General features: G+C 40.1%; 13 protein-coding genes, 11 tRNA genes, 3 rRNA genes and 1 pseudogene. 2 read left to right on the forward strand and 26 right to left on the reverse strand.

Translation table 11 applies throughout. From position 1 onward, the window contains the following. Positions 1-86: 86 nt before the first annotated feature. The 26 genes and pseudogenes from MKY81_RS04210 to spoIIE form a co-directional block, all read right to left on the reverse strand. A tRNA-Ala gene (locus tag MKY81_RS04210) sits at positions 87-162 on the reverse strand. 13 nt (positions 163-175) lie between these two features. Next, positions 176-252, reverse strand: a tRNA-Pro gene (locus MKY81_RS04215). An 85-nt stretch (positions 253-337) separates the two neighbouring features. Continuing rightward, a tRNA-Arg gene (locus MKY81_RS04220) sits at positions 338-414 on the reverse strand. Positions 415-423: 9 nt separating this feature from the next. Continuing rightward, positions 424-512, reverse strand: a tRNA-Leu gene (locus MKY81_RS04225). Between the two features lie 10 nt (positions 513-522). Next, positions 523-597 (reverse strand) — tRNA-Gly (locus MKY81_RS04230). 17 nt (positions 598-614) lie between these two features. Continuing rightward, positions 615-696: transfer RNA gene (locus tag MKY81_RS04235), tRNA-Leu, on the reverse strand. Positions 697-708: 12 nt separating this feature from the next. Next, positions 709-784: transfer RNA gene (locus MKY81_RS04240), tRNA-Lys, on the reverse strand. A gap of 15 nt (positions 785-799) precedes the next feature. Beyond that, a tRNA-Thr gene (locus MKY81_RS04245) sits at positions 800-875 on the reverse strand. A gap of 178 nt (positions 876-1,053) precedes the next feature. Continuing rightward, a tRNA-Val gene (locus MKY81_RS04250) sits at positions 1,054-1,129 on the reverse strand. 131 nt (positions 1,130-1,260) lie between these two features. Beyond that, a 5S ribosomal RNA gene (gene rrf, locus MKY81_RS04255) occupies positions 1,261-1,377 on the reverse strand. A 73-nt stretch (positions 1,378-1,450) separates the two neighbouring features. After that, a 23S ribosomal RNA gene (locus MKY81_RS04260) occupies positions 1,451-4,406 on the reverse strand. 188 nt (positions 4,407-4,594) lie between these two features. Then, positions 4,595-6,148: ribosomal RNA gene (locus MKY81_RS04265) — 16S ribosomal RNA — on the reverse strand. Together the 16S, 23S and 5S rRNA genes with 9 tRNA genes alongside form the textbook arrangement of a ribosomal RNA operon. 320 nt (positions 6,149-6,468) lie before the next feature. Further along, positions 6,469-7,956 carry a lysine--tRNA ligase gene (lysS, locus tag MKY81_RS04270; protein WP_066232872.1) on the reverse strand — a complete coding sequence of 496 codons (1,488 nt, stop codon included), beginning with the start codon at positions 7,954-7,956 and terminating at the stop codon, positions 6,469-6,471. Positions 7,957-8,198: 242 nt separating this feature from the next. Then, complete coding sequence (locus tag MKY81_RS04275) at positions 8,199-8,408, reverse strand: helix-turn-helix domain-containing protein (protein ID WP_066232875.1); 210 nt, start codon at positions 8,406-8,408, stop codon at positions 8,199-8,201. Further along, the gene (gene folK, locus MKY81_RS04280; RefSeq protein ID WP_066232878.1) at positions 8,399-8,884 is read right to left on the reverse strand and encodes a 2-amino-4-hydroxy-6-hydroxymethyldihydropteridine diphosphokinase; all 486 of its coding nucleotides are present in this window, start codon (positions 8,882-8,884) and stop codon (positions 8,399-8,401) included. The genes MKY81_RS04275 and folK overlap by 10 nt, the downstream gene beginning before the upstream one ends. Next, positions 8,881-9,246 (reverse strand): dihydroneopterin aldolase, encoded by a 366-nt coding sequence (gene folB, locus MKY81_RS04285; protein WP_066232880.1) that lies wholly within the window; start codon positions 9,244-9,246, stop codon positions 8,881-8,883. The genes folK and folB overlap by 4 nt, the downstream gene beginning before the upstream one ends. Next, positions 9,239-10,072 (reverse strand): dihydropteroate synthase, encoded by an 834-nt coding sequence (gene folP / locus MKY81_RS04290; protein ID WP_341116876.1) that lies wholly within the window; start codon positions 10,070-10,072, stop codon positions 9,239-9,241. The genes folB and folP overlap by 8 nt, the downstream gene beginning before the upstream one ends. 149 nt (positions 10,073-10,221) lie before the next feature. Next, positions 10,222-11,148 (reverse strand): cysteine synthase A, encoded by a 927-nt coding sequence (cysK, locus tag MKY81_RS04295; protein ID WP_108071102.1) that lies wholly within the window; start codon positions 11,146-11,148, stop codon positions 10,222-10,224. A gap of 151 nt (positions 11,149-11,299) precedes the next feature. Continuing rightward, the gene (gene hslO, locus MKY81_RS04300; RefSeq protein WP_107920749.1) at positions 11,300-12,178 is read right to left on the reverse strand and encodes an Hsp33 family molecular chaperone HslO; all 879 of its coding nucleotides are present in this window, start codon (positions 12,176-12,178) and stop codon (positions 11,300-11,302) included. Positions 12,179-12,191: 13 nt separating this feature from the next. Next, entirely contained in the window at positions 12,192-12,962 is a 771-nt protein-coding gene (locus MKY81_RS04305; protein ID WP_107920748.1) for a type III pantothenate kinase, read from the reverse strand. Between the two features lie 118 nt (positions 12,963-13,080). Then, positions 13,081-15,099, reverse strand: a complete 2,019-nt coding sequence (gene ftsH, locus MKY81_RS04310; RefSeq protein WP_108071106.1) for an ATP-dependent zinc metalloprotease FtsH — start codon at positions 15,097-15,099, stop codon at positions 13,081-13,083. Positions 15,100-15,244: 145 nt separating this feature from the next. Then, a complete protein-coding gene (gene hpt, locus MKY81_RS04315; RefSeq protein WP_325949551.1) occupies positions 15,245-15,790 on the reverse strand; it encodes a hypoxanthine phosphoribosyltransferase in 546 nt (181 codons plus the stop codon). Positions 15,791-15,907: 117 nt separating this feature from the next. Further along, positions 15,908-17,203 (reverse strand): annotated as a pseudogene (gene tilS / locus MKY81_RS04320) (tRNA lysidine(34) synthetase TilS); the annotation flags it as partial. 132 nt (positions 17,204-17,335) lie between these two features. Further along, positions 17,336-18,325: a protein kinase domain-containing protein gene (locus MKY81_RS04325; RefSeq protein WP_108071133.1), complete on the reverse strand. Its 990-nt coding sequence runs from the start codon at positions 18,323-18,325 to the stop codon at positions 17,336-17,338. Next, positions 18,294-19,031 carry a vWA domain-containing protein gene (locus tag MKY81_RS04330; protein WP_108071108.1) on the reverse strand — a complete coding sequence of 246 codons (738 nt, stop codon included), beginning with the start codon at positions 19,029-19,031 and terminating at the stop codon, positions 18,294-18,296. Before MKY81_RS04330 ends, MKY81_RS04325 begins: the two co-directional genes overlap by 32 nt. A 116-nt stretch (positions 19,032-19,147) precedes the next feature. After that, on the reverse strand, positions 19,148-21,628 hold the full coding sequence (gene spoIIE / locus MKY81_RS04335) for a stage II sporulation protein E (protein ID WP_108071109.1): 2,481 nt from the start codon (positions 21,626-21,628) through the stop codon (positions 19,148-19,150). Between the two features lie 359 nt (positions 21,629-21,987). Here spoIIE and MKY81_RS04340 point away from each other — a divergent pair. Both MKY81_RS04340 and MKY81_RS04345 read left to right on the forward strand, forming a co-directional pair. Beyond that, positions 21,988-22,061 (forward strand) — tRNA-Met (locus MKY81_RS04340). A gap of 42 nt (positions 22,062-22,103) precedes the next feature. Continuing rightward, positions 22,104-22,175 (forward strand) — tRNA-Glu (locus MKY81_RS04345). Positions 22,176-22,305 lie beyond the last annotated feature (130 nt).

A 22,305-nucleotide genomic window follows, 5' to 3' on the forward strand; every position in this document is an offset into this window, starting at 1 on the left:
TTTTCAAAGATCAATTTTTCAAAGACAACTTTTATAGGTTATCACTATTAAGTTTCTCTGTCAACAACTTTTTTAGTTGAATATTTTGGTGGAGCCTAGCGGGATCGAACCGCTGACCTCCTGCGTGCAAAGCAGGCGCTCTCCCAGCTGAGCTAAGGCCCCAAATTAGTATGAATGGTCGGGAAGACAGGATTCGAACCTGCGACCCCTTGGTCCCAAACCAAGTGCTCTACCAAGCTGAGCTACTTCCCGATTTAGATGTTAAAGATTGGATGTTAGAGTATATTTAGTATTGCTTCGAATATAAACTTATATTCCAACTTCTCACTTCTAATAATGGCGCGCCCGAGAGGAGTCGAACCCCTAACCTTTTGATCCGTAGTCAAACGCTCTATCCAATTGAGCTACGGGCGCTTATTAAAATGGTGCCGAGGACCGGAATCGAACCGGTACGGTAGTCACCTACCGCAGGATTTTAAGTCCTGTGCGTCTGCCAGTTCCGCCACCCCGGCAAGGGTTGTCTGGAGCGGAAGACGGGATTCGAACCCGCGACCCCCACCTTGGCAAGGTGGTGTTCTACCACTGAACTACTTCCGCAACTTAATTACTTATAATGCGGGTGAAGGGAGTCGAACCCCCACGCCTTGCGGCGCCAGATCCTAAGTCTGGTGCGTCTGCCAATTCCGCCACACCCGCGTATAATTTAAATGGTGAGCCATGAAGGACTCGAACCTTCGACCCTCTGATTAAAAGTCAGATGCTCTACCGACTGAGCTAATGGCTCGATATCTTCGAAAGATGGTGCCGGCCAGAGGACTTGAACCCCCAACCTACTGATTACAAGTCAGTTGCTCTACCAATTGAGCTAGGCCGGCTTATTATGATCGTATTTCTTTAATTTAATTTAAATTTGAACTGTCGTCCAGCTTTCAGAATGCTGATTCAAGTAGCAGCTCAAGCTGTACGCTGAAGCATTTCAATGAAGCTTATTCGGTCGTGCTCTACCAATTGAGCTAGGCCGGCATACGATCATTTTTTATATTTAAATAAATATGGTGGAGGATGACGGGATCGAACCGCCGACCCCCTGCTTGTAAGGCAGGTGCTCTCCCAGCTGAGCTAATCCTCCATTATTGTCTAGCTTCAGACGCTATCGGCTCGCGTCGCTTCAGGCTGCCGTGGAAGGTTTGAAAAACAATCTTCCTCGTCAGCCCTCCAGCGAGTTTCGCCGATGAGCAAGCGTCTTCCGCTTTTCTATTTGCCTGGCAACGTCCTACTCTTGCAGGGGGAGAGCCCCCAACTACCATCGGCGCTGAGAAGCTTAACTTCCGTGTTCGGGATGGGAACGGGTGTGACCTTCTCGCCATAGTTACCAGACTATTTATTTAAGGGTTTGTTCCCTCAAAACTAGATAGATGAGAAACACTTCATAATAACCTTGAATCTATTGTTGGTTAAGTCTTCGACCGATTAGTATTCGTCAGCTCCATGTGTCGCCACACTTCCACCTCGAACCTATCAACCTGATCATCTTTCAGGGGTCTTATTTAGATAAACTAAGGGAAATCTCATCTTGAGGGGGGCTTCATGCTTAGATGCTTTCAGCACTTATCCCTTCCGCACATAGCTACCCAGCGATGCCTTTGGCAAGACAACTGGTACACCAGCGGTGCGTCCATCCCGGTCCTCTCGTACTAAGGACAGCTCCTCTCAAATTTCCTACGCCCACGACGGATAGGGACCGAACTGTCTCACGACGTTCTGAACCCAGCTCGCGTACCGCTTTAATGGGCGAACAGCCCAACCCTTGGGACCGACTACAGCCCCAGGATGCGATGAGCCGACATCGAGGTGCCAAACCTCCCCGTCGATGTGGACTCTTGGGGGAGATAAGCCTGTTATCCCCGGGGTAGCTTTTATCCGTTGAGCGATGGCCCTTCCATGCGGAACCACCGGATCACTAAGCCCGACTTTCGTCCCTGCTCGACTTGTAGGTCTCGCAGTCAAGCTCCCTTGTGCCTTTACACTCTGCGAATGATTTCCAACCATTCTGAGGGAACCTTTGGGCGCCTCCGTTACCTTTTAGGAGGCGACCGCCCCAGTCAAACTGCCTGCCTGACACTGTCTCCCACCCCGATTCAGGGGTGCGGGTTAGAATTTCAATACAGCCAGGGTAGTATCCCACCGACGCCTCCACCGAAGCTGGCGCTCCGGCTTCAAAGGCTCCTACCTATCCTGTACAAGCTGTACCAAAATTCAATATCAGGCTGCAGTAAAGCTCCACGGGGTCTTTCCGTCCTGTCGCGGGTAACCTGCATCTTCACAGGTACTATAATTTCACCGAGTCTCTCGTTGAGACAGTGCCCAGATCGTTGCGCCTTTCGTGCGGGTCAGAACTTACCTGACAAGGAATTTCGCTACCTTAGGACCGTTATAGTTACGGCCGCCGTTTACTGGGGCTTCAATTCAAAGCTTCGTGATGCCACTAACCTCTCCTCTTAACCTTCCAGCACCGGGCAGGCGTCAGCCCCTATACTTCGCCTTACGGCTTCGCAGAGACCTGTGTTTTTGCTAAACAGTCGCCTGGGCCTATTCACTGCGGCTCTCTCGGGCTTGCACCCTAACAGAGCACCCCTTCTCCCGAAGTTACGGGGTCATTTTGCCGAGTTCCTTAACGAGAGTTCTCTCGCTCACCTTAGGATTCTCTCCTCGCCTACCTGTGTCGGTTTGCGGTACGGGCACCTTTCACCTCACTAGAGGATTTTCTAGGCAGTGTGGAATCAGGAACTTCGGTACTATATTTCCCTCGCCATCACAGCTCAAGGTACATGGTGACGGGATTTGCCTCGTCACCCCTCTAACTGCTTGGACGCGCTATTCCAGCAGCGCGCTTACCCTATCCTCCTGCGTCCCCCCATCGTTCAAACGGTGAAGAGGTGGTACAGGAATATCAACCTGTTGTCCATCGCCTACGCCTTTCGGCCTCGGCTTAGGTCCCGACTAACCCTGAGCGGACGAGCCTTCCTCAGGAAACCTTAGGCATTCGGTGGAAGGGATTCTCACCCTTCTTTCGCTACTCATACCGGCATTCTCACTTCTAAGCGCTCCACCAGTCCTTACGGTCTAGCTTCTCAGCCCTTAGAACGCTCTCCTACCACGGACACCAACGGTGTCCATCCACAGCTTCGGTGATACGTTTAGCCCCGGTACATTTTCGGCGCAGAGTCACTCGACCAGTGAGCTATTACGCACTCTTTAAATGGTGGCTGCTTCTAAGCCAACATCCTGGTTGTCTAAGCAACTCCACATCCTTTTCCACTTAACGTATACTTTGGGACCTTAGCTGGTGGTCTGGGCTGTTTCCCTTTTGACTACGGATCTTATCACTCGCAGTCTGACTCCTAAGGATAAGTCATTGGCATTCGGAGTTTGTCTGAATTCGGTAACCCGATGAGGGCCCCTAGTCCAAACAGTGCTCTACCTCCAAGACTCTTACCTTAAGGCTAGCCCTAAAGCTATTTCGGAGAGAACCAGCTATCTCCAAGTTCGATTGGAATTTCTCCGCTACCCACACCTCATCCCCGCACTTTTCAACGTGCGTGGGTTCGGGCCTCCAGTAAGTGTTACCTTACCTTCACCCTGGACATGGGTAGATCACCTGGTTTCGGGTCTACGACCTCAAACTCATTCGCCCTATTAAGACTCGCTTTCGCTGCGGCTCCGCCTCTTCAGCTTAACCTTGCTTGAAATCGTAACTCGCCGGTTCATTCTACAAAAGGCACGCTATCACTCGGCGTCTTTCCGAAGGAAATACGCACAGAGCTCTAACTACTTGTAGGCACACGGTTTCAGGTTCTCTTTCACTCCCCTCCCGGGGTGCTTTTCACCTTTCCCTCACGGTACTGGTTCACTATCGGTCACTAGGGAGTATTTAGCCTTGGGAGATGGTCCTCCCTGCTTCCGACGGGATTTCACGTGTCCCGCCGTACTCAGGATCCACTCTGGAGGGAACGAAGTTTCAACTACAGGGTTGTTACCTTCTTTGACGGGCCTTTCCAGACCTCTTCATTTACTTCGTTCCTTTGTAACTCCGTGTAGAGTGTCCTACAACCCCAAGAGGCAAGCCTCTTGGTTTGGGCTTCTTCCGTTTCGCTCGCCGCTACTCAGGAAATCGCGTTTGCTTTCTCTTCCTCCGGGTACTTAGATGTTTCAGTTCCCCGGGTCTGCCTTCCTTACTCTATGTATTCAAGTAAGGATACTACTCCATTACGAGCAGTGGGTTCCCCCATTCGGAAATCTCCGGATCAAAGCTTGCTTACAGCTCCCCGAAGCATATCGGTGTTAGTCCCGTCCTTCATCGGCTCCTAGTGCCAAGGCATTCACCGTGCGCCCTTACTAACTTAACCTAAAAAGGTTGTTTATTACTTACTTAATGGATTCATCCATAAAGTGGCGATTCTCGGTTATTACTTGGTTATTTCTCATATTATCTAGTTTTCAAAGAACAAGTTTGAAAGGAATTAACCTCTCAAAACTGAACAAAACGAGAACGTCTTCGTTGTAACCACGATAGTGGTTTTCCTTATATCCTTAGAAAGGAGGTGATCCAGCCGCACCTTCCGATACGGCTACCTTGTTACGACTTCACCCCAATCATCTGTCCCACCTTCGGCGGCTGGCTCCAAAAGGTTACCTCACCGACTTCGGGTGTTACAAACTCTCGTGGTGTGACGGGCGGTGTGTACAAGGCCCGGGAACGTATTCACCGCGGCATGCTGATCCGCGATTACTAGCGATTCCGGCTTCATGTAGGCGAGTTGCAGCCTACAATCCGAACTGAGAATGGTTTTATGGGATTGGCGTAACCTCGCGGTCTAGCAACCCTTTGTACCATCCATTGTAGCACGTGTGTAGCCCAGGTCATAAGGGGCATGATGATTTGACGTCATCCCCACCTTCCTCCGGTTTGTCACCGGCAGTCACCTTAGAGTGCCCAACTGAATGCTGGCAACTAAGGTCAAGGGTTGCGCTCGTTGCGGGACTTAACCCAACATCTCACGACACGAGCTGACGACAACCATGCACCACCTGTCACTCTTGTCCCCGAAGGGAAATCCCTATCTCTAGGGAGGGCAAGAGGATGTCAAGACCTGGTAAGGTTCTTCGCGTTGCTTCGAATTAAACCACATGCTCCACCGCTTGTGCGGGCCCCCGTCAATTCCTTTGAGTTTCAGCCTTGCGGCCGTACTCCCCAGGCGGAGTGCTTAATGCGTTAGCTGCAGCACTAAAGGGCGGAAACCCTCTAACACTTAGCACTCATCGTTTACGGCGTGGACTACCAGGGTATCTAATCCTGTTCGCTCCCCACGCTTTCGCGCCTCAGCGTCAGTTACAGACCAAAGAGCCGCCTTCGCCACTGGTGTTCCTCCACATCTCTACGCATTTCACCGCTACACGTGGAATTCCGCTCTTCTCTTCTGCACTCAAGTCTCCCAGTTTCCAATGACCCTCCACGGTTGAGCCGTGGGCTTTCACATCAGACTTAAGAAACCGCCTGCGCGCGCTTTACGCCCAATAATTCCGGACAACGCTTGCCACCTACGTATTACCGCGGCTGCTGGCACGTAGTTAGCCGTGGCTTTCTGGTTAGGTACCGTCAAGGTACCGCCCTATTCGAACGATACTTGTTCTTCCCTAACAACAGAGTTTTACGATCCGAAAACCTTCATCACTCACGCGGCGTTGCTCCGTCAGACTTTCGTCCATTGCGGAAGATTCCCTACTGCTGCCTCCCGTAGGAGTCTGGGCCGTGTCTCAGTCCCAGTGTGGCCGATCACCCTCTCAAGTCGGCTACGCATCGTCGCCTTGGTGAGCCGTTACCTCACCAACTAGCTAATGCGCCGCGGGTCCATCTGTAAGTGGTAGCTAGTGCCACCTTTCAATTCTCCTTCATGCGAAGGAAAAAGTTATCCGGTATTAGCCCCGGTTTCCCGGAGTTATCCCAGTCTTACAGGCAGGTTACCCACGTGTTACTCACCCGTCCGCCGCTAATCTGAAAAGGAGCAAGCTCCTATCAGATTCGCTCGACTTGCATGTATTAGGCACGCCGCCAGCGTTCGTCCTGAGCCAGGATCAAACTCTCCAAAAAGATGTTTGAAATAGCTCTAGTTAAAAAATAAATTAATTGACGTTTTGTTTTGTTCAGTTTTCAAAGATCAATTATTCGCATTGATAAGCGACTTTTATATTCTACTACTTCAAGTTGTTATTGTCAACAACTTTTTTTACTTCCTTTTTAATGCTTTGTTGTCCTTTTGTGGAGCAACGAATAATAATATACCATCTTTTTTCTTGCGATGCAATACTTTTTTTAAACCTTTTATATTTTTAATATTACTATTTCAAAATACTAATAAATAGTTTTAAAAAAACTCCAACCCTTTAATTGATTGGAGTTTTAAAATGCAATTAATCGCGGTTTTTCATTAACGGGAACAACAATACATCACGAATAGATGCTGAATTAGTTAAAAGCATTACTAGACGGTCAATCCCAATACCAAGTCCACCTGTTGGAGGCATACCATACTCTAAAGCTTCAATGAAATCGTCATCCATCATATGTGCTTCATCGTTTCCTTGTTCACGTTCTTTTAACTGCGCCTCAAAGCGTTCACGTTGATCAATAGGATCATTCAATTCAGTAAAGGCGTTTGCATGCTCTCTTCCTACAATAAAGAGCTCGAAGCGGTCTGTAAAACGTGGATCTTCATCATTCTTCTTAGCTAATGGTGAAATCTCAACCGGGTGCCCATAAATGAATGTAGGCTGAATAAGTTTTTCCTCAACTTTTTGTTCAAAAAATTCATTAACAATATGCCCATATTGCATATGCTCGGTAATTTCAATTCCGTGTTCCTTTGCTAGCTGGCGAGCTTCCTCAACTGAAGTAACATGCCAAAAGTCTACACCAGTATATTCTTTTACAGCATCAACCATATGTAGTCGACGCCATTCTGGTTCAAGATTTACTTCATATTCTCCGTATTTAATGCTTGTACTACCGAGAACCTCTTTTGCAATATGAGCAACCATATTTTCGGTTAACTTCATAATATCTTTATAGTCTGCGTAGGCCTCATATAATTCAATCATAGTAAACTCGGGGTTATGTCTTGTTGAAACTCCTTCATTACGGAAAACTCGGCCAATTTCATATACCTTTTCTAACCCACCAACGATTAGGCGCTTTAAATGTAGCTCGATAGCTATACGCATATATAAAGGTATATCTAACGCATTATGGTGTGTAACAAACGGTCTTGCTGAAGCTCCACCTGCAATCGCATGCATCATTGGTGTTTCTACCTCTAGATAACCTTGTCCATCTAGATAACGTCGCATAGATTGGATAATTAAGCTTCGGGTAATAAATGTACGTTTACTGTCATCACTCATAATTAGATCTAAATATCTTTGACGGTAACGTTGTTCAATATCCTTTAAACCATGAAATTTATCAGGTAATGGACGAAGTGATTTTGTTAATAAGTTAAAGTCTTTAACTTTAATTGAAAGTTCTCCGACTTTTGTTTTAAAAACTGTTCCGGTAACACCGACAATATCACCTAAATCGACTGAGTTAAATATTTCATATTGTTCGTCGCCTACACTGTCTTTACGCACATAAATTTGAATTTGTCCGTTTAAATCTTGCACATGGGCGAATCCAGCTTTTCCTTTGCCCCTTTTAGTCATTACCCGACCAGCTATTGTTACTTGTACTTCTTTTTCATCTAACTCTTCTTTCGAAAATTCCTCATACTGTTCTTTAATCATTTGTGTATTATGAGTTCGATCAAAGCGTTTACCGAACGGGTCCATACCTTTTTCACGGATAGAATTCATTTTTTCTCTTCTAACCTGTAATTGGTCATTTAATTCCTCAAAGCTCATTATTGTCACTCCATCCTATATTATAAAGCTAGTACAAATATATCTCATTATACTTTATTATTGTACACAATTTCACATTTTCAGACATCCCTTATGAATTGATTTTTTAAATCAATGAATTCGAAAAAGAAAATTATGTAGAAAAAACCACCAGCTATAACTGGTAGCTTTTCGAAACAACTTACTTTTATAGCTCCTGATTCAACTTCTCCAAGTTGTATAAGTTCAGCGCGTGTATTGCATTAATTTTCTGGAGGCGTTAACTCATCTACAGATATATCCAGCAGATTAGCCACCTTATTCAAAAATTCATCTGATGGTAAACGCGTTCCTCTCTCCATTTCACCTAAAATAGAGACAGATATTCCAAGTTTTTTCGCGAAACTTTCTTGTGTATATCCCTTTAATTTTCGAAAAGCACGAATACGTCTTCCCCATTTATCTATCTCCATAATCTAACACCTTCTTTATCAGGTATTTCATCTAGAACTTGATGTAAAGGGGTTGTAGCATTGGGTAACTGTGCGTTAGGCTCAATCTCTATTAAAGGCACTAACACAAATGCTCGTTCATGCATCCGTGGATGAGGAATAATTAGATGCTCTGTTTCAATATTTTCGTTATTATAAAGTAAAATGTCAAGGTCAATTGTTCTTGGCCCCCACCTAATATCCCTAATTCTCCCCAATTCTTTTTCTATCTCCAAACATTTTTTCAATAACTGTTCGGGCAAAAATTCCGTTTCTACTTTAACTACAATATTTAAAAACTTACCTTGATCCGTATAGCCAACAGGATCTGTTTCGTAAACGGAAGATACTGCGACTGTATCTACTCCATTTTCATTTAATAAGGCGCACGCATCTTTCAAGTTTTTTTCCCGATCACCAATATTCGACCCCATTGAAATATATGCAATATTATTCATCGGCTTTTTCTCCTTGAGATTTCAACTGCAACTGATTGGTAATGTCCACGTATTGGCGGATCCGGTTTGATTAATTGTACAGTAATTTGATCAATAAGCGGATACTTTTCCAAAACTGTTTCGGAAAGCTTTTCTGCAACGGATTCCAATAACTGGTGGGGTTTTCCCTCTACGATTTCTTTACAAACCTCATAAACTTCTGCATAGCTTACAGTATCATGTAAGTTATCAGTTTTCCCCGCTTTTTGTAAATCTAGCTCAAGGGTTAACGTTACACGAAATCTTTGACCGAGTCGATTTTCCTCAGGCAATACTCCGTGATATCCATAAAACTCCATATTATTGATTATAATTTTATCCATTTATTTCACCCTTACCGACAAGAACATCCATCATTTTTGTCATTCGACTAATTTCTTTAACATCGTGTACCCTCATAATTTGGCAACCTTTTTGGATTCCAAAACAAACTGTCGCCCCTGTTGCTTCCATCCTTTCTTCAACGGGTAAGTTCATAATTTGACCAATCATTGATTTTCTCGAAGTTCCTAAAAGGACTGGGTACCCTAATCCAACAATTTTATCTAGATTTTTCATCAATTCAATTTGTTGATGTAAATCTTTAGCAAAGCCTATTCCCGGATCTAATACAATATTTTCATCCTTTATACCGGCCTTTTTTGCAATAGTAATGCTTTCATATAAATCGGATATAACATCACGAATAAAATTTGTATAGTTTAGATTTTTTCTATTATGCATAAGAATAATAGGTACTTCATGTTCAGCAGCGACATTAGCAATTTCGGGATCTTCCTTTGCCCCCCAAATATCATTGACGATATGTGCACCTGCTAATATTGCCTGTTCGGCAGTCTTTGCTTTATATGTATCGATAGACAATGGAACATCGAGTGTATTAGATAGTTCTTTTATGACAGGTACAACCCTTGAAATTTCTTCTTCAGCACTTACTTTGACATGACCAGGTCTGGTGGACTCTCCACCAATATCTATAATATCAGCACCATCCTGAATCATTTGTTTTGCACGTTTCACCGCATTTCCCATGTCATCGTATTTCCCACCGTCTGAAAAGGAATCAGGTGTTATATTTAAAATTCCCATTATTAATGTTTTATTTTTATAATCTAATTGATGTGAGCGACAATGAAGTACTTGAGTCATTCATTTATCTCCTTCCATAATGATTCCTATTTACAGTCTAACGCTTTCACATTACATTTCACAACCCATAATCTAAGTTGAGTAAGATATGTGAACACAAAAAGGCAAACGGGGTTACCGATTGCCTAAAAGAGTAAATTATTTAATTTCTAATCCTCAAATTGATATAGTGCAGTACTTAAATAACGCTCTCCATTGTCTGGAATAATAGCTAATACTTTTTTACCTTTTCCAAGTTCTGAAGCAACTTTTAATGCAGCGTGGATGGCTGCACCAGCAGAGATTCCACCTAATATTCCTTCTTCTTTTGCTACTCTTCTTGATGCTTCAAATGCTTCCTCTGTACCTACGTGAATAATTTCATCATAGATTTCCCTATTTAAAGTGTCTGGAACAAAGTTAGCACCAAGTCCTTGAATTTTATGAGGGCCTGGTTTTCCACCAACAAGAATCGGTGAATCCTTTGGTTCAACTGCAACTATTTTAATATCCGGGTATTTTTCTTTCAACACTTCACCGGCACCGGAAATCGTTCCACCTGTACCAATTCCGGATACAAAAGCATCTAACTGCTCACCCATTTGTTCAACAATTTCCTTACCCGTAGTTAGACGGTGAATTTCGGGATTCGCTTCATTTTTAAATTGTTGTGGCATGAAGTATCCATTCTCATTAGCCAAGCTTTCAGCCTTTTTAACCGCACCATTCATCCCTTCTGCTCCTGGTGTTAACACAAGTTCAGCACCATAAGCACGAAGGAGATTTCGCCGTTCTAAACTCATCGTGTCAGGCATCACTAGGACCGCCTTATAACCTTTGACCGCGGCAATCATCGCTAGACCAATACCTGTATTTCCGCTTGTTGGTTCAACAATTGTATCACCAGGCTTTATTTTCCCTTCCTTTTCTGCAGCTTCAATCATCGCTAGAGCGATTCGGTCTTTTACACTACTTCCTGGATTCATATATTCGAGTTTAAGATATACTTCCGCTTGATTCTCACTTGTTGCACGATTTAATTTCACCACTGGTGTTCCACCGACTAATTCGGCAATTGAATTAACTAAACGAGCCATTCTCCCACCTCAAATTCCGAGTATTTTTATTGGTTTAATTATTTCAAATTTATCACTTACTATTTGAAAAGTCAAAGAAAATACTCTTAAAAAATAAGACATAAGTATTATATACTTATGCCTTTTTTCCTAAAATATCCGTGCCTTTACATTAATATGCTTCTTCTAAAAGTTCTTCTAGTTCTTCTTTGGAAAATAAGTACTTTTCATTGCAGAAATGACATTGAGCTTCCGCTTTCCCATCTTCAGTAATCATATCTTGAATTTCATCTTTTCCTAAACTAATAATAGCTGCCCCAAAACGTTCTTTTGAGCAATTGCATTTAAATTGTACTGGCATTGTTTCAACAATTTTTACATTGTCTTTTCCTAATATATTCTCTAAAATCTCTTCTGGATTCAATCCTTTTTGAATTAACTTTGAAATTGGTTCCGTTGATTGAAGTCTTTTTTCAATTTCATCAATAACTTTATTGTCTGTTCCAGGTAATAATTGAATAATAAAGCCACCAGATGCAAGGATTGAATTATCAGGATTTACAAGTACCCCAACACCTACAGAAGATGGAGTTTGTTCGGATGTAGCAAAATAATAAGTAAAATCTTCACCGAGCTCACCGGATACGATAGGAACTTGCCCTGAAAAATGTTCTCTTAGTCCTAAATCTTTAACAACTGTTAATGTCCCCTCGGTGCCTACAGCTCTTCGCACATCCAATTTACCTTTTTCATTTAAATCAAAGTGAACTTGGGGGTTTGTAACATATCCACGTACTTCCCCTTTAGAATTACTATCAACAAGAATTGGGCCGACTGGACCGTTGCCTTCTATTTTGATAGTCAGTTTTTCTTCTCCTTTTAACATTGCTCCCATCATAACTCCTGCTGTCATGGAGCGCCCTAACGCAGCGGAAGCAGTAGGCCATGTATAATGTCTTTGAACAGCCTCTCCAACCGTTTCTGTACTTGTTACTGCATAAGCACGAACTTGGTTATTATATGCTAAAGCTTTTACTAAATAATCACCCATTATAACCTTCCCTTCAATCATTCATATTTCTTTTATAAATTAGTCTTAAGCCTTTTAACGTTAAAAATGAATCAACAATGTCAATAGCCTTAGATTCACTAGCAATTAAATTTGCATGTCCACCGGTCGCTACGACGATCGGCTCCTTTTTACTGTTTGCTTTCATACGGTTAACAATACCCTCAACTTGACCGACATAGCCATACACAAGACCAGCCTGCATCGCAGCAACTGTATTTTTGCCAATTATTTCATCAGTTTTTGCAATTTCTATTCTCGGTAGTTTCGCGGCTCTTGAATATAAAGCTTCAACTGATATTCCGATACCGGGAGAAATAGCACCTCCCATATATTGACTATGCTCATTTATATAACAGAAGGTTGTTGCTGTACCAAAGTCAACAATAATAAGCGGGCTGCCATATTCATTAATTCCTGCTACAGCATTAACGATTCGATCTGCTCCAACCTCTCGAGGATTTTCATACTTTATATCTAAGCCTGTCTTAATTCCGGGTCCAACTACGAGAGGTTTCACATGAAAATACTTATTACACATTCTCTCTAATGTATACATAATCGGTGGAACAACGGTCGAAATAATGATTCCATTTATATCTTTAAATTCTATTCCTACGTGTTGGAATAAAGATCGTATCACCATTGCATATTCGTCTTCTGTTTTATGACGATTCGTTTCAACTCTCCAATGATACTTTAGTTCATCTTTATCATATACACCTAATACAATATTTGTATTTCCAACGTCTAATACGAATAACATATTTTCACCACTTTAACTATTCTAATTTAACATGCCAACATCATACCATAATTTTGCTTACTAACGTAAAAAAAGGACATCGCTATTATATAATAACAATGTCCTTTTAAGAAATATTTTATTCTTTCGGTTCCCCTTTATCGTCTTGGTTAGGAACTCTAGTAGGTCCAAATTTTTCAGGTCGATCTTCATCTTTCAACTCATCTGATTTAGTGAAATCTTCCTGTTTCTTTTGGATATTGACCTTTAATGGATCAGTTGAATCATCTTTATCGAATTTCAACTGTTCGGTTGCAGAAGTCTTTCTGTCCGGCAATGTACCGTGATCATAAATATGCTTGATTTGTTCAGCATCTAATGTCTCAACTTCTAACAAAGTTTCTGCAATGATTGTGAATTTTTCACGATTTTCAAGGATGATCTTTCTAGCACGTTCATAACATTCTTTAATAATATCTTGAATCTCAGTATCAATTTCATAAGCAATCTTATCAGAATAGTTTTGCTCATTATTAAAGTCACGACCTAAGAATACTTGACCACCTTGTGATTGACCAAATTGAAGGGGTCCGAGCTTGTCACTCATTCCATATTCAGTCACCATTTTTCTCGCAATATTAGTAGCACGTTGGAAATCGTTTGAAGCCCCAGTGGAAACTTCCCCAAAGGTAACTTCCTCTGCAACGCGTCCACCTAATAGTCCAGTAATTTTGTCAAGAAGTTCAGGCTTTGTCATTAGATAACGATCTTCCTTCGGCAACATAACCGCATACCCTCCGGCTTGACCCCGTGGAACGATCGTTACTTTATGAACCATTTCCGCTTCATCTAATACAAGCCCTATAATCGTGTGTCCACTCTCATGATAAGCAACAATTTTTCTTTCTTTTTTAGAAACAACACGGCTTCTCTTCGATACACCCGCAATTATTCTATCTGTTGCTTCATCCACATCTGACATATCGATTTTTTTCTTGTTTTGCCTAGCTGCAACAAGCGCCGCTTCGTTTAACAGGTTTTCTAAATCTGCCCCAGAAAAACCTGGTGTTCTTTGAGAAATGGCTTTTAAATCAACGTCTCCATCCAACGGCTTATTTCTTGCGTGAACACGCAGAACAGCTTCACGACCATTTACATCTGGACGATCTACAGTAATTTGACGGTCGAAACGTCCCGGACGTAATAACGCGGGGTCTAAAATATCAGGTCTATTGGTTGCTGCAACAATAATAATTCCTTCATTTGCGCCAAAGCCATCCATTTCAACAAGTAATTGGTTTAATGTTTGCTCACGTTCATCGTGACCACCACCAAGACCCGCACCACGTTGACGACCTACCGCATCAATTTCATCGATAAATATAATACATGGAGCGTTTTTCTTCGCATTTTCAAATAAATCACGAACACGAGATGCACCCACACCAACAAACATTTCTACAAAGTCAGAACCACTAATTGAGAAAAATGGAACTCCGGCCTCACCAGCAACTGCACGTGCTAATAAAGTCTTACCAGTTCCAGGAGGTCCAACAAGCAAAACACCTTTCGGAATCCTTGCCCCTAGCTCAGCAAACTTACGTGGGTCTTTTAAAAACTCTACTATTTCAACTAGCTCTTGCTTCTCTTCGTCCGCACCGGCAACATCACGGAAACGAACCTTTTTCTTTTCATCATTATAAAGCTTTGCTTTACTTTTCCCAAAGTTCATTACACGGCCACCGCCGCCTTGGGCTTGATTTAATAAGAAGAAGAAGAGGATGAAAATAATAACAAACGGAATAATTGATGTGAAGAATGAAACCCAACCATTTGTTTCTTTGGCAGGTAAATTATTCATTTCCGCACCACTTGTATCGACTGCTTTTTCAATCCGTTCAAGGGCGGACGGGCTATTCAATACATAAGTAACGAATTTTGTTTTCTCTGCATCCTTTAGTTCACCTCGAACTTCATACACACCTCTTTCAGGCTGTGATGAAAATTCTTTTACATCCCCTTTTTCTAAATGGGAAATAAATTGATCATATGTTATATCTTTTGTCGACTCATTGTTATTGTTAAAATAGCTTACAATTCCAATAAGGACGAGAAATAATAATACATAAAAGATGGTATTTCTAAAGATTCTACTCATTCCTTACCTCCTCCCACGGTCAAAAAACTATATTCAATAGTATCATAGAAATTCTCAAGATTACAACAATTTACCTTTCCAGTTATATAAACAGCTATTTCTTTTTTTGAATTCACTTCTTTATATTTCCTTCCTTATTTTGGACCTATTCATCTTTGTTATACACAGATGGCTTAAGTACACCGATATAAGGTAAATTACGATATCTTTCAGCATAATCTAGTCCATAGCCAACGACAAAGGCATCAGGAACTTCGAAGCCGACGTAATCCGCTTCAATATTTGCTTTTCTGCCTGATGGTTTATCTAATAAAGTAACAATTTTGATGGACTTTGCCTTACGATAACGGAATAACTCAACTAAATAGCTTAATGTAAGCCCACTATCAATGATATCTTCGATGATTAAAATATCTCTACCTTCAACAGAAGTATCTAAATCCTTCAAAATTTTCACTTCTCCTGAAGATACCATCGATTTTCCATAGCTAGATACATCCATGAAATCCATTTCTAAATATGTATCCACTTGTTTTAATAAATCTGACATAAACAATGTTGCACCTTTTAAAACACCAATCGCCAAAGGGAAACGATCCTTATATTCAATTGTTAGTTCTTCGGCTAATTCCTTTGTTTTCTTTTGGATTTCTTCTTCACTAATTAATATCTTTTCAATATCCTGTTTCATTTGAAATGCTTGCCCCCTAGGAGTTGTTTGCTTTGAGTATTGTAAGATGTAACAAGATTGCTCCGGATTTGGCAAAAAACAAAAGCTGGATTTTTTTAAATTTGGTATCCATAAAATTTTGCCTTTATTATCAGTGACAATCGGCCAATCTTCCCTTTTGTCTTTCGGGATTTTTTCATCAATAAATATATCCTTCACTTTTTTTGTTCCATTTAGTCCTTTTACCCTCATTCGATCGCCAATTCTTTTGTTTCTAATAATTAACGGGAGTTGAGCTTCATCTAACTGTAGATATATTTCATCATCTTGAAGTTCATATACCTTTCCTTCAGTTAATTTCATAAAATATCCATTAGGTAGATTTTTCTCATTATCTTTAAATAATTTTAATTCATATGTATGAGTTGGCCACTCCTGTTTAAAAGAGAATATACATTTTTGATATGACCTTCTTACTTTTAAACCTAATGGAAGATCCAGTTGACCTGATGGTTTTTGATCTGCCAATAAGTCTCGAATAGCGTCAGTATGATGGGTAGTCGTATTAGAAAGATTTTCTTTGTAAAGATAGTTTAATATTAGTTGAATCCCTCTTCTTTGTAAAGGCAAAGGCATTGCATTGAACAAGGGAATTTCTATCGTAATTTCATTTTCATTTTTATTCCATAGCTTATTCATTTTTAACAGCGTTAATTCCTGTAAATAATCCTCATCTTCTGTTATTTCCTCACTAAAACGCTGAAAATGTTCATGGACGTGTTGGTTTTCTCTTTTTAAAAACGGCAAAATATTCAATCGATAACGATTTCTCGTATAATCTTGATCTTGATTGCTTGGATCCCTTCGCGGCTGTAATCCATAAAAATGACAATATTCTTCAATCTCCTGCTTAGTTAAACAAAGGAGGGGTCTTACAATTTGTCCATTAGCAAAAGGGCGCGTAAGTGGAATACCCGCTCTTCCCTTTCCGGTACTTCCACGTGTTAATCTCATTAATATCGTTTCAATCTGATCATCTCCATGGTGACCTAATAACAGTTTGTGATGATGATGTCTCTTCATTATATCCGCAAAAAATTGATAACGATATATTCGAGCTGTTTCTTCAAATCCTTTTTGTTCATGTACCATTTTTTCCTGAATATTTATCCGAACCGTTTCACATGGAATATCCCATTGCTTACAAAGACTTTGAACAAACTTAAGGTCATTATATGATTCATTCCCCCTTAACATGTGGTCAACATGTGCTGCCATAATTGAAAGATGATATTTCGTTTTTTTGTGATGTAGGTAATGAAGCAAGGCAATAGAATCCGGTCCACCCGATACCCCAACTAGAAGAGAATCGCCATATTTTAACAGATTATTCCTTTTAACAAAATCAGCTAATTTCTTTTCAAACACAAGCATTAAACTCGTTCCTTTTCATAATGAATAGTAACTTTCCAATCTTTTTACTTGGATAATTCTATACTTTTCATTGTACCAATAAAAAAATTCCATAATCGATTAATTTGCGAAAAAATTTTTTAATCATACTCACTACAATAACTGGCCATAAATATATAAAAAATAGAGGAAAGAGACGATCAACACTATACAAACTGTTTCAAATACACGAGTGGTCTTTTTTTGTTTTCGTTTTCCCTGCCTTGTTCGATTAATGGGTTTCCTTGCAGCTTTCGTTTTGCTTTTTTGAACGGTCTTTCGTTTATGTATGCCATCAGAATCATTTGACAGTGCTCTTAATAGATCTTTTCGCATTTCTTGTGCTGTACCGTATTCACCCTTCAATGCTTTTATTAGAATATTGCGATATTTATTCAATTCCGAATTCATTTGAACAATCTTTATTAATTGATCTAAGCCATCACCTTTTTTAGTGAATCTTGAAGGAAAGGATAAGTTAATAATTATCATAGCCACTGCAAATAAATCATAAGATGGTTCTGCTTTCCTTGTTCCAGCTCCCCAATATCCTCGATCAAAAAACTCTGTGAATTCTTTTATTGCCCTTCCTTGCATAGTTGTTCCTCCAACATCAATGCAACGAATTTTGGTAGGGGAATCTGTAATAATAAGATTTTCCGGCTTTAAGTCTCCAAACACCCATCCTTCTTGGTGGAGACGATGGAGATCATTTAATAATTGAAGAATTAATACACCGGTCCATGAATGACCCTTTGTTTGAATGAAAGTTAACAAATTGGGACCTTGTATATATTCCATAACATAGAAAGGAATTTTCTTTGTCTTCATTTCCCAGTCATCAATATCTAATAAAGAAGGCCCGAGGGTTGACCCTTGGACCTTCTTAAATGCTTTTAGAACATTAACCTCAGAAGTAACCGACATTGAGTTATCACTCATTTTTAATGCGACAAAACTGTTTTGACTTTTAGCCAAATAAACAATTCCGTTGGCACCCGATCCAAGCTCCCTAACGATCGTGTAACGATTATGATGCCACTTTCCATAGACAATCGTTCCTGAAGGAAAACTATATTGATTCTTCAAAGTATTGTTCATCATCATTTGAAAGCAATCCCCTTAAAGATCGTTTTTTGTTAAAATGAGCCAAAGCTTCTTTCATTGCTGGTCCTGTTGGTGTTATTCCTCCGACAGTTAGCTTGGAAAAAACCCCTGTTAAAGATTCCAATTTAGGCGTCCAGTCCAACAATTTTTCGACATCTTTCTTTTTCCCGGGAAATACAAAGACAGAAAATTGATTATTTCCCATTCTTGCATTTAGGCTTAATGATAAATCTAATAAGGCTTCTTTGACGGTCTGTAGTTTATGCTTCATACTTGCACTCGTATCGACAAGAACTAGCAATTCCAAATCAACCGTCTCACCTAATTCATCGACTACTTCCATCACTTCTCCTCTTTGATCAGGAGGAAGTTCGTCAATCATTACAGATTTTCCTAAGATATGTTTTAATTCTTTGTTTACTACACCTTGTAATGTTTGGGTCATCGCTTTTCTAGTTACCATTTGTACCGTTTGGGATAAAGTTTGCGAATAAACAATTTGACTCACACCACCACCCGACATTGCAATATTTTCAATTTCATTCATGCCCTTTTCATCAATTACATCGTTTTCTACTACACCAATTACATTAACGGAAATACCTTGTTCATTTGCAAGTGCTGCCATTGCTACTGGGTCTTCACCTTGATTGGAACAACCATCAGTAATTAATAAAATTTGTTTTAACGTACCTGTTTTCAAAATTTTCCCCTCCTAAATCAATCGCTAAACTAATTTTCGTATTCCTACAACCATTTTCGACGATTAGGAAAGATTTTATACTTTAGGAATTTTCTATTCTATTAACACCTGCTAGTTTAGGAAATCATTGTTTTAAGTTTTCCGGTTGGTATCGATGCCCATTTAGGTGTATTATGTTCCACTTTGGAAACTACAATTGTCATATCATCCTCTATCAACCCTGAGCGTGTACGAATTACCTCCTCCATTATTAAGTCCGCTATTTCTTGAGGGTCTTTCGTTTCAATTTCCCGGATCTTCCTTCTCATCCACAAATCATAATTTTCTACATGTTTTGGCCCTTCAAAAATTCCATCACTCATCATGATTAAAAGATCTCCGGCTTTAAGCTGCTCCGATACTACATCTACGTCGAATTCTTGAATAATTCCCATTGGTAAATTACTTGATTCTACTTTTATTACTTTATCCCCCCGTTTAATAAAGCTTGGCGTAGAGCCTATTTTTAAAAACCTTACACTAGCATTTTGTAGATCAATCATCGCTAGATCAAGTGTTGAAAAAATCTCATCCGTCGTTCGTAAAGCCAAAATTGAATTAACAGATTTAATTGCTACCTTTTCTTCAATGCCGGATTGTAAAATAGTTTGTAAAAGCCGCAATGTTTCATTGCTTTCATGATGGGCACGTTCCCCATTTCCCATTCCATCACTTATCGCAACGGCATATTTACGCGTGCCTAAATCGATCGTAGAGTAACTATCACCTGAAACGAATCCTCCGCCTTTAGCTGCATGTGCAACACCTGTTTCGACGACAAACGCTTGAGCCGAGCGAAACGTTACATAACAGAAACCATCTGGATAAGATGCACATTCTTCCTTCTGTACAACAATGGTTTCCCCTAGAATATCAGAAAGCAAAGGAGCAATTATTTTTTCACATTCACCATGACCGTTACAATACGGAATCGTCATATCAATATCTACATTCCCCACATTTAAACTATAAATTTCTACGTGTTCAATATCGATCCCAAAATCCTGAAGGGCATCCAATATCATTTCCTCTTGTTTATGATGATTTTCACGTTCTCGTTGAATTTCTTTTGCAAAATCGCCCATTACTTCAGAAACCCCGAGCAACTGTTCAGCTACAAGTTTTCTACTTTCTTTAACTTGCAGTTTTAACTTTTGATTTGCTTGATAGAACGTTAATTCTTGTAAGATCGCATCCTCTACTTTTTTTGCCTTTGTACAATGTTTATCGAATTCACGATGCACCCTATGTGGTATTACCCCATCCCCATTTTCTGTTTCATGAATCACCTTTTTCATTAAATCATATGTCTTATTAAAGTTTTTTGCCCAGCACTGCTCCTTTTTAAAGCAGGTTTGACATGTTTTTTCTGTAACATTGCTTAAGAAATAATCGATTTCACGTTCTTCCCCATCATGGTCTCTCCATTGGTCATATTGTGAAAAACTTTTTGATAGTGCCTGAAAAACAGACGAGAACTGTTCCACTCGATTGGCTGTAATATCTCTTATTTTTCTTATATATTGTTGTTGTTCTTGTGTATGTTCATTTGTTCCAGGGATATGTTTAGCAAGTTTAGCTGTCAAACTTTGAGGCGTTAAAAACAAAAGGAATATTGCTACAGCTGATTCATAGATGTTAACGATTAATGGAGTTTTTGCTTCCCCATACATTCCGATAAGCAATGTTGCAATAAGCAGGCCAATTGCCGTCCCTATCTTCCTCCCTTCTTTTAACAGACCGCCTAATAAACCAGAAAAGGCCAGTAAACTCATTTGATAAAAGCTAGAAACATTCGCTAAGCTAAAAATAAGTCCCGTCACTACCCCAACTGTTGAACCAACTGTTGCTCCCGCTACAAAGGCAAAAAGAAGTACTAAATATCTTGATAAAATATGCTCAATGGACAAATCATACATCGTCCAACCAATCGTACCTGTTAACACAGAGGCTAATAAAATAATTAAACTAACCACTTCTTCTGTTTTTAATGTTTTTTTTCTTTTTCTTAGTGATAATAATGGAATACTCTGCATAAAAATAAGAGTAAGTATAAATGATAGACTAGCTTCAACAGCCGCCATCATACTATCATACATGGTAAAATTTTGATGCTGGATGATATAGAAATGGCAACATTTTGAAATAAACGAAATGCTTAATACGTAGTACGGAATGGCTCTGATCTCATCCTTATGAAATTTGCTAAATGTTTTATATGTAACAAGAAAAAATATTCCCGACAGTAATGTGTAAAAGGAGTTTCCCATTGAAACCGTTAAAGCACCAACTGCTAGTCCAATTAAAACAATCGGAGCTTTTTTTCGTCTCATCATATAAACGGATGCAAAAAACGGTAATGAAAAAGGTGTTAAGTGAGATAGTATCATTGCCCGTCCAAGTAAAAATCCTATTAATAATAAAACGATTCCCTTCTGTAAAAATAAAAGATTTAATTTTAATTGAAAACGTCTTAATCCTTCTGAAAACTCGACTTTTGTTTCATGCAAATCAACATTGTGCCCAGGTTCAAAAAAGCTTTGATTCACCTTCGCCATTTTTACACACTCCCTATTCGTATTCGTTGCTTTCCATTATAAAATGGACAAGCATCAAACTTTGTCAAAATAGAGGAGCAAATTGTAAGAAAAGTTCGACTCCTTTCAGCGAAAACTTTAATAACTATACAAGTTTTGAACCTTTATAGATTATTTCTATTTGGTAAAGATACGTAGAAGTCCTTTATAATGTGATCTTCTACGTATCTTTCATTTTTTGTAAAAAAGTAAAAACCTCAAAAAATGGCGCATTAAGTTGAAAATCTATAGAAACCGACAAAAGGAACAAAAATATATTGACATATTTAAATTCCCTATGTATCATAGACATTGTGCTTTTTAAAGAGATCTATTAATATGGCGGTGTAGCTCAGCTGGCTAGAGCGTACGGTTCATACCCGTAAGGTCGGGGGTTCGATCCCCTCCGCCGCTACTAAGAAAGGCGAAAAGCGCCTTGGTCAGACAGCAATGATTTGGCCCGTTGGTCAAGCGGTTAAGACACCGCCCTTTCACGGCGGTAACACGGGTTCGAATCCCGTACGGGTCATCTAAGAAAAAGAACCGGCAAATTTGCCGGTTCTTTTAATTCATTTTTAAATAGGAAAATAGAAAAGGCAGAACTGTCCAATACAGTCCTGCCTTTTTTCACGTTCAACCTGCTATATAGGAATAGACAG

This window comes from Heyndrickxia sp. FSL W8-0423 (genome assembly GCF_038009395.1).
Lineage (GTDB): Bacteria > Bacillota > Bacilli > Bacillales > Bacillaceae_C > Heyndrickxia > Heyndrickxia sporothermodurans.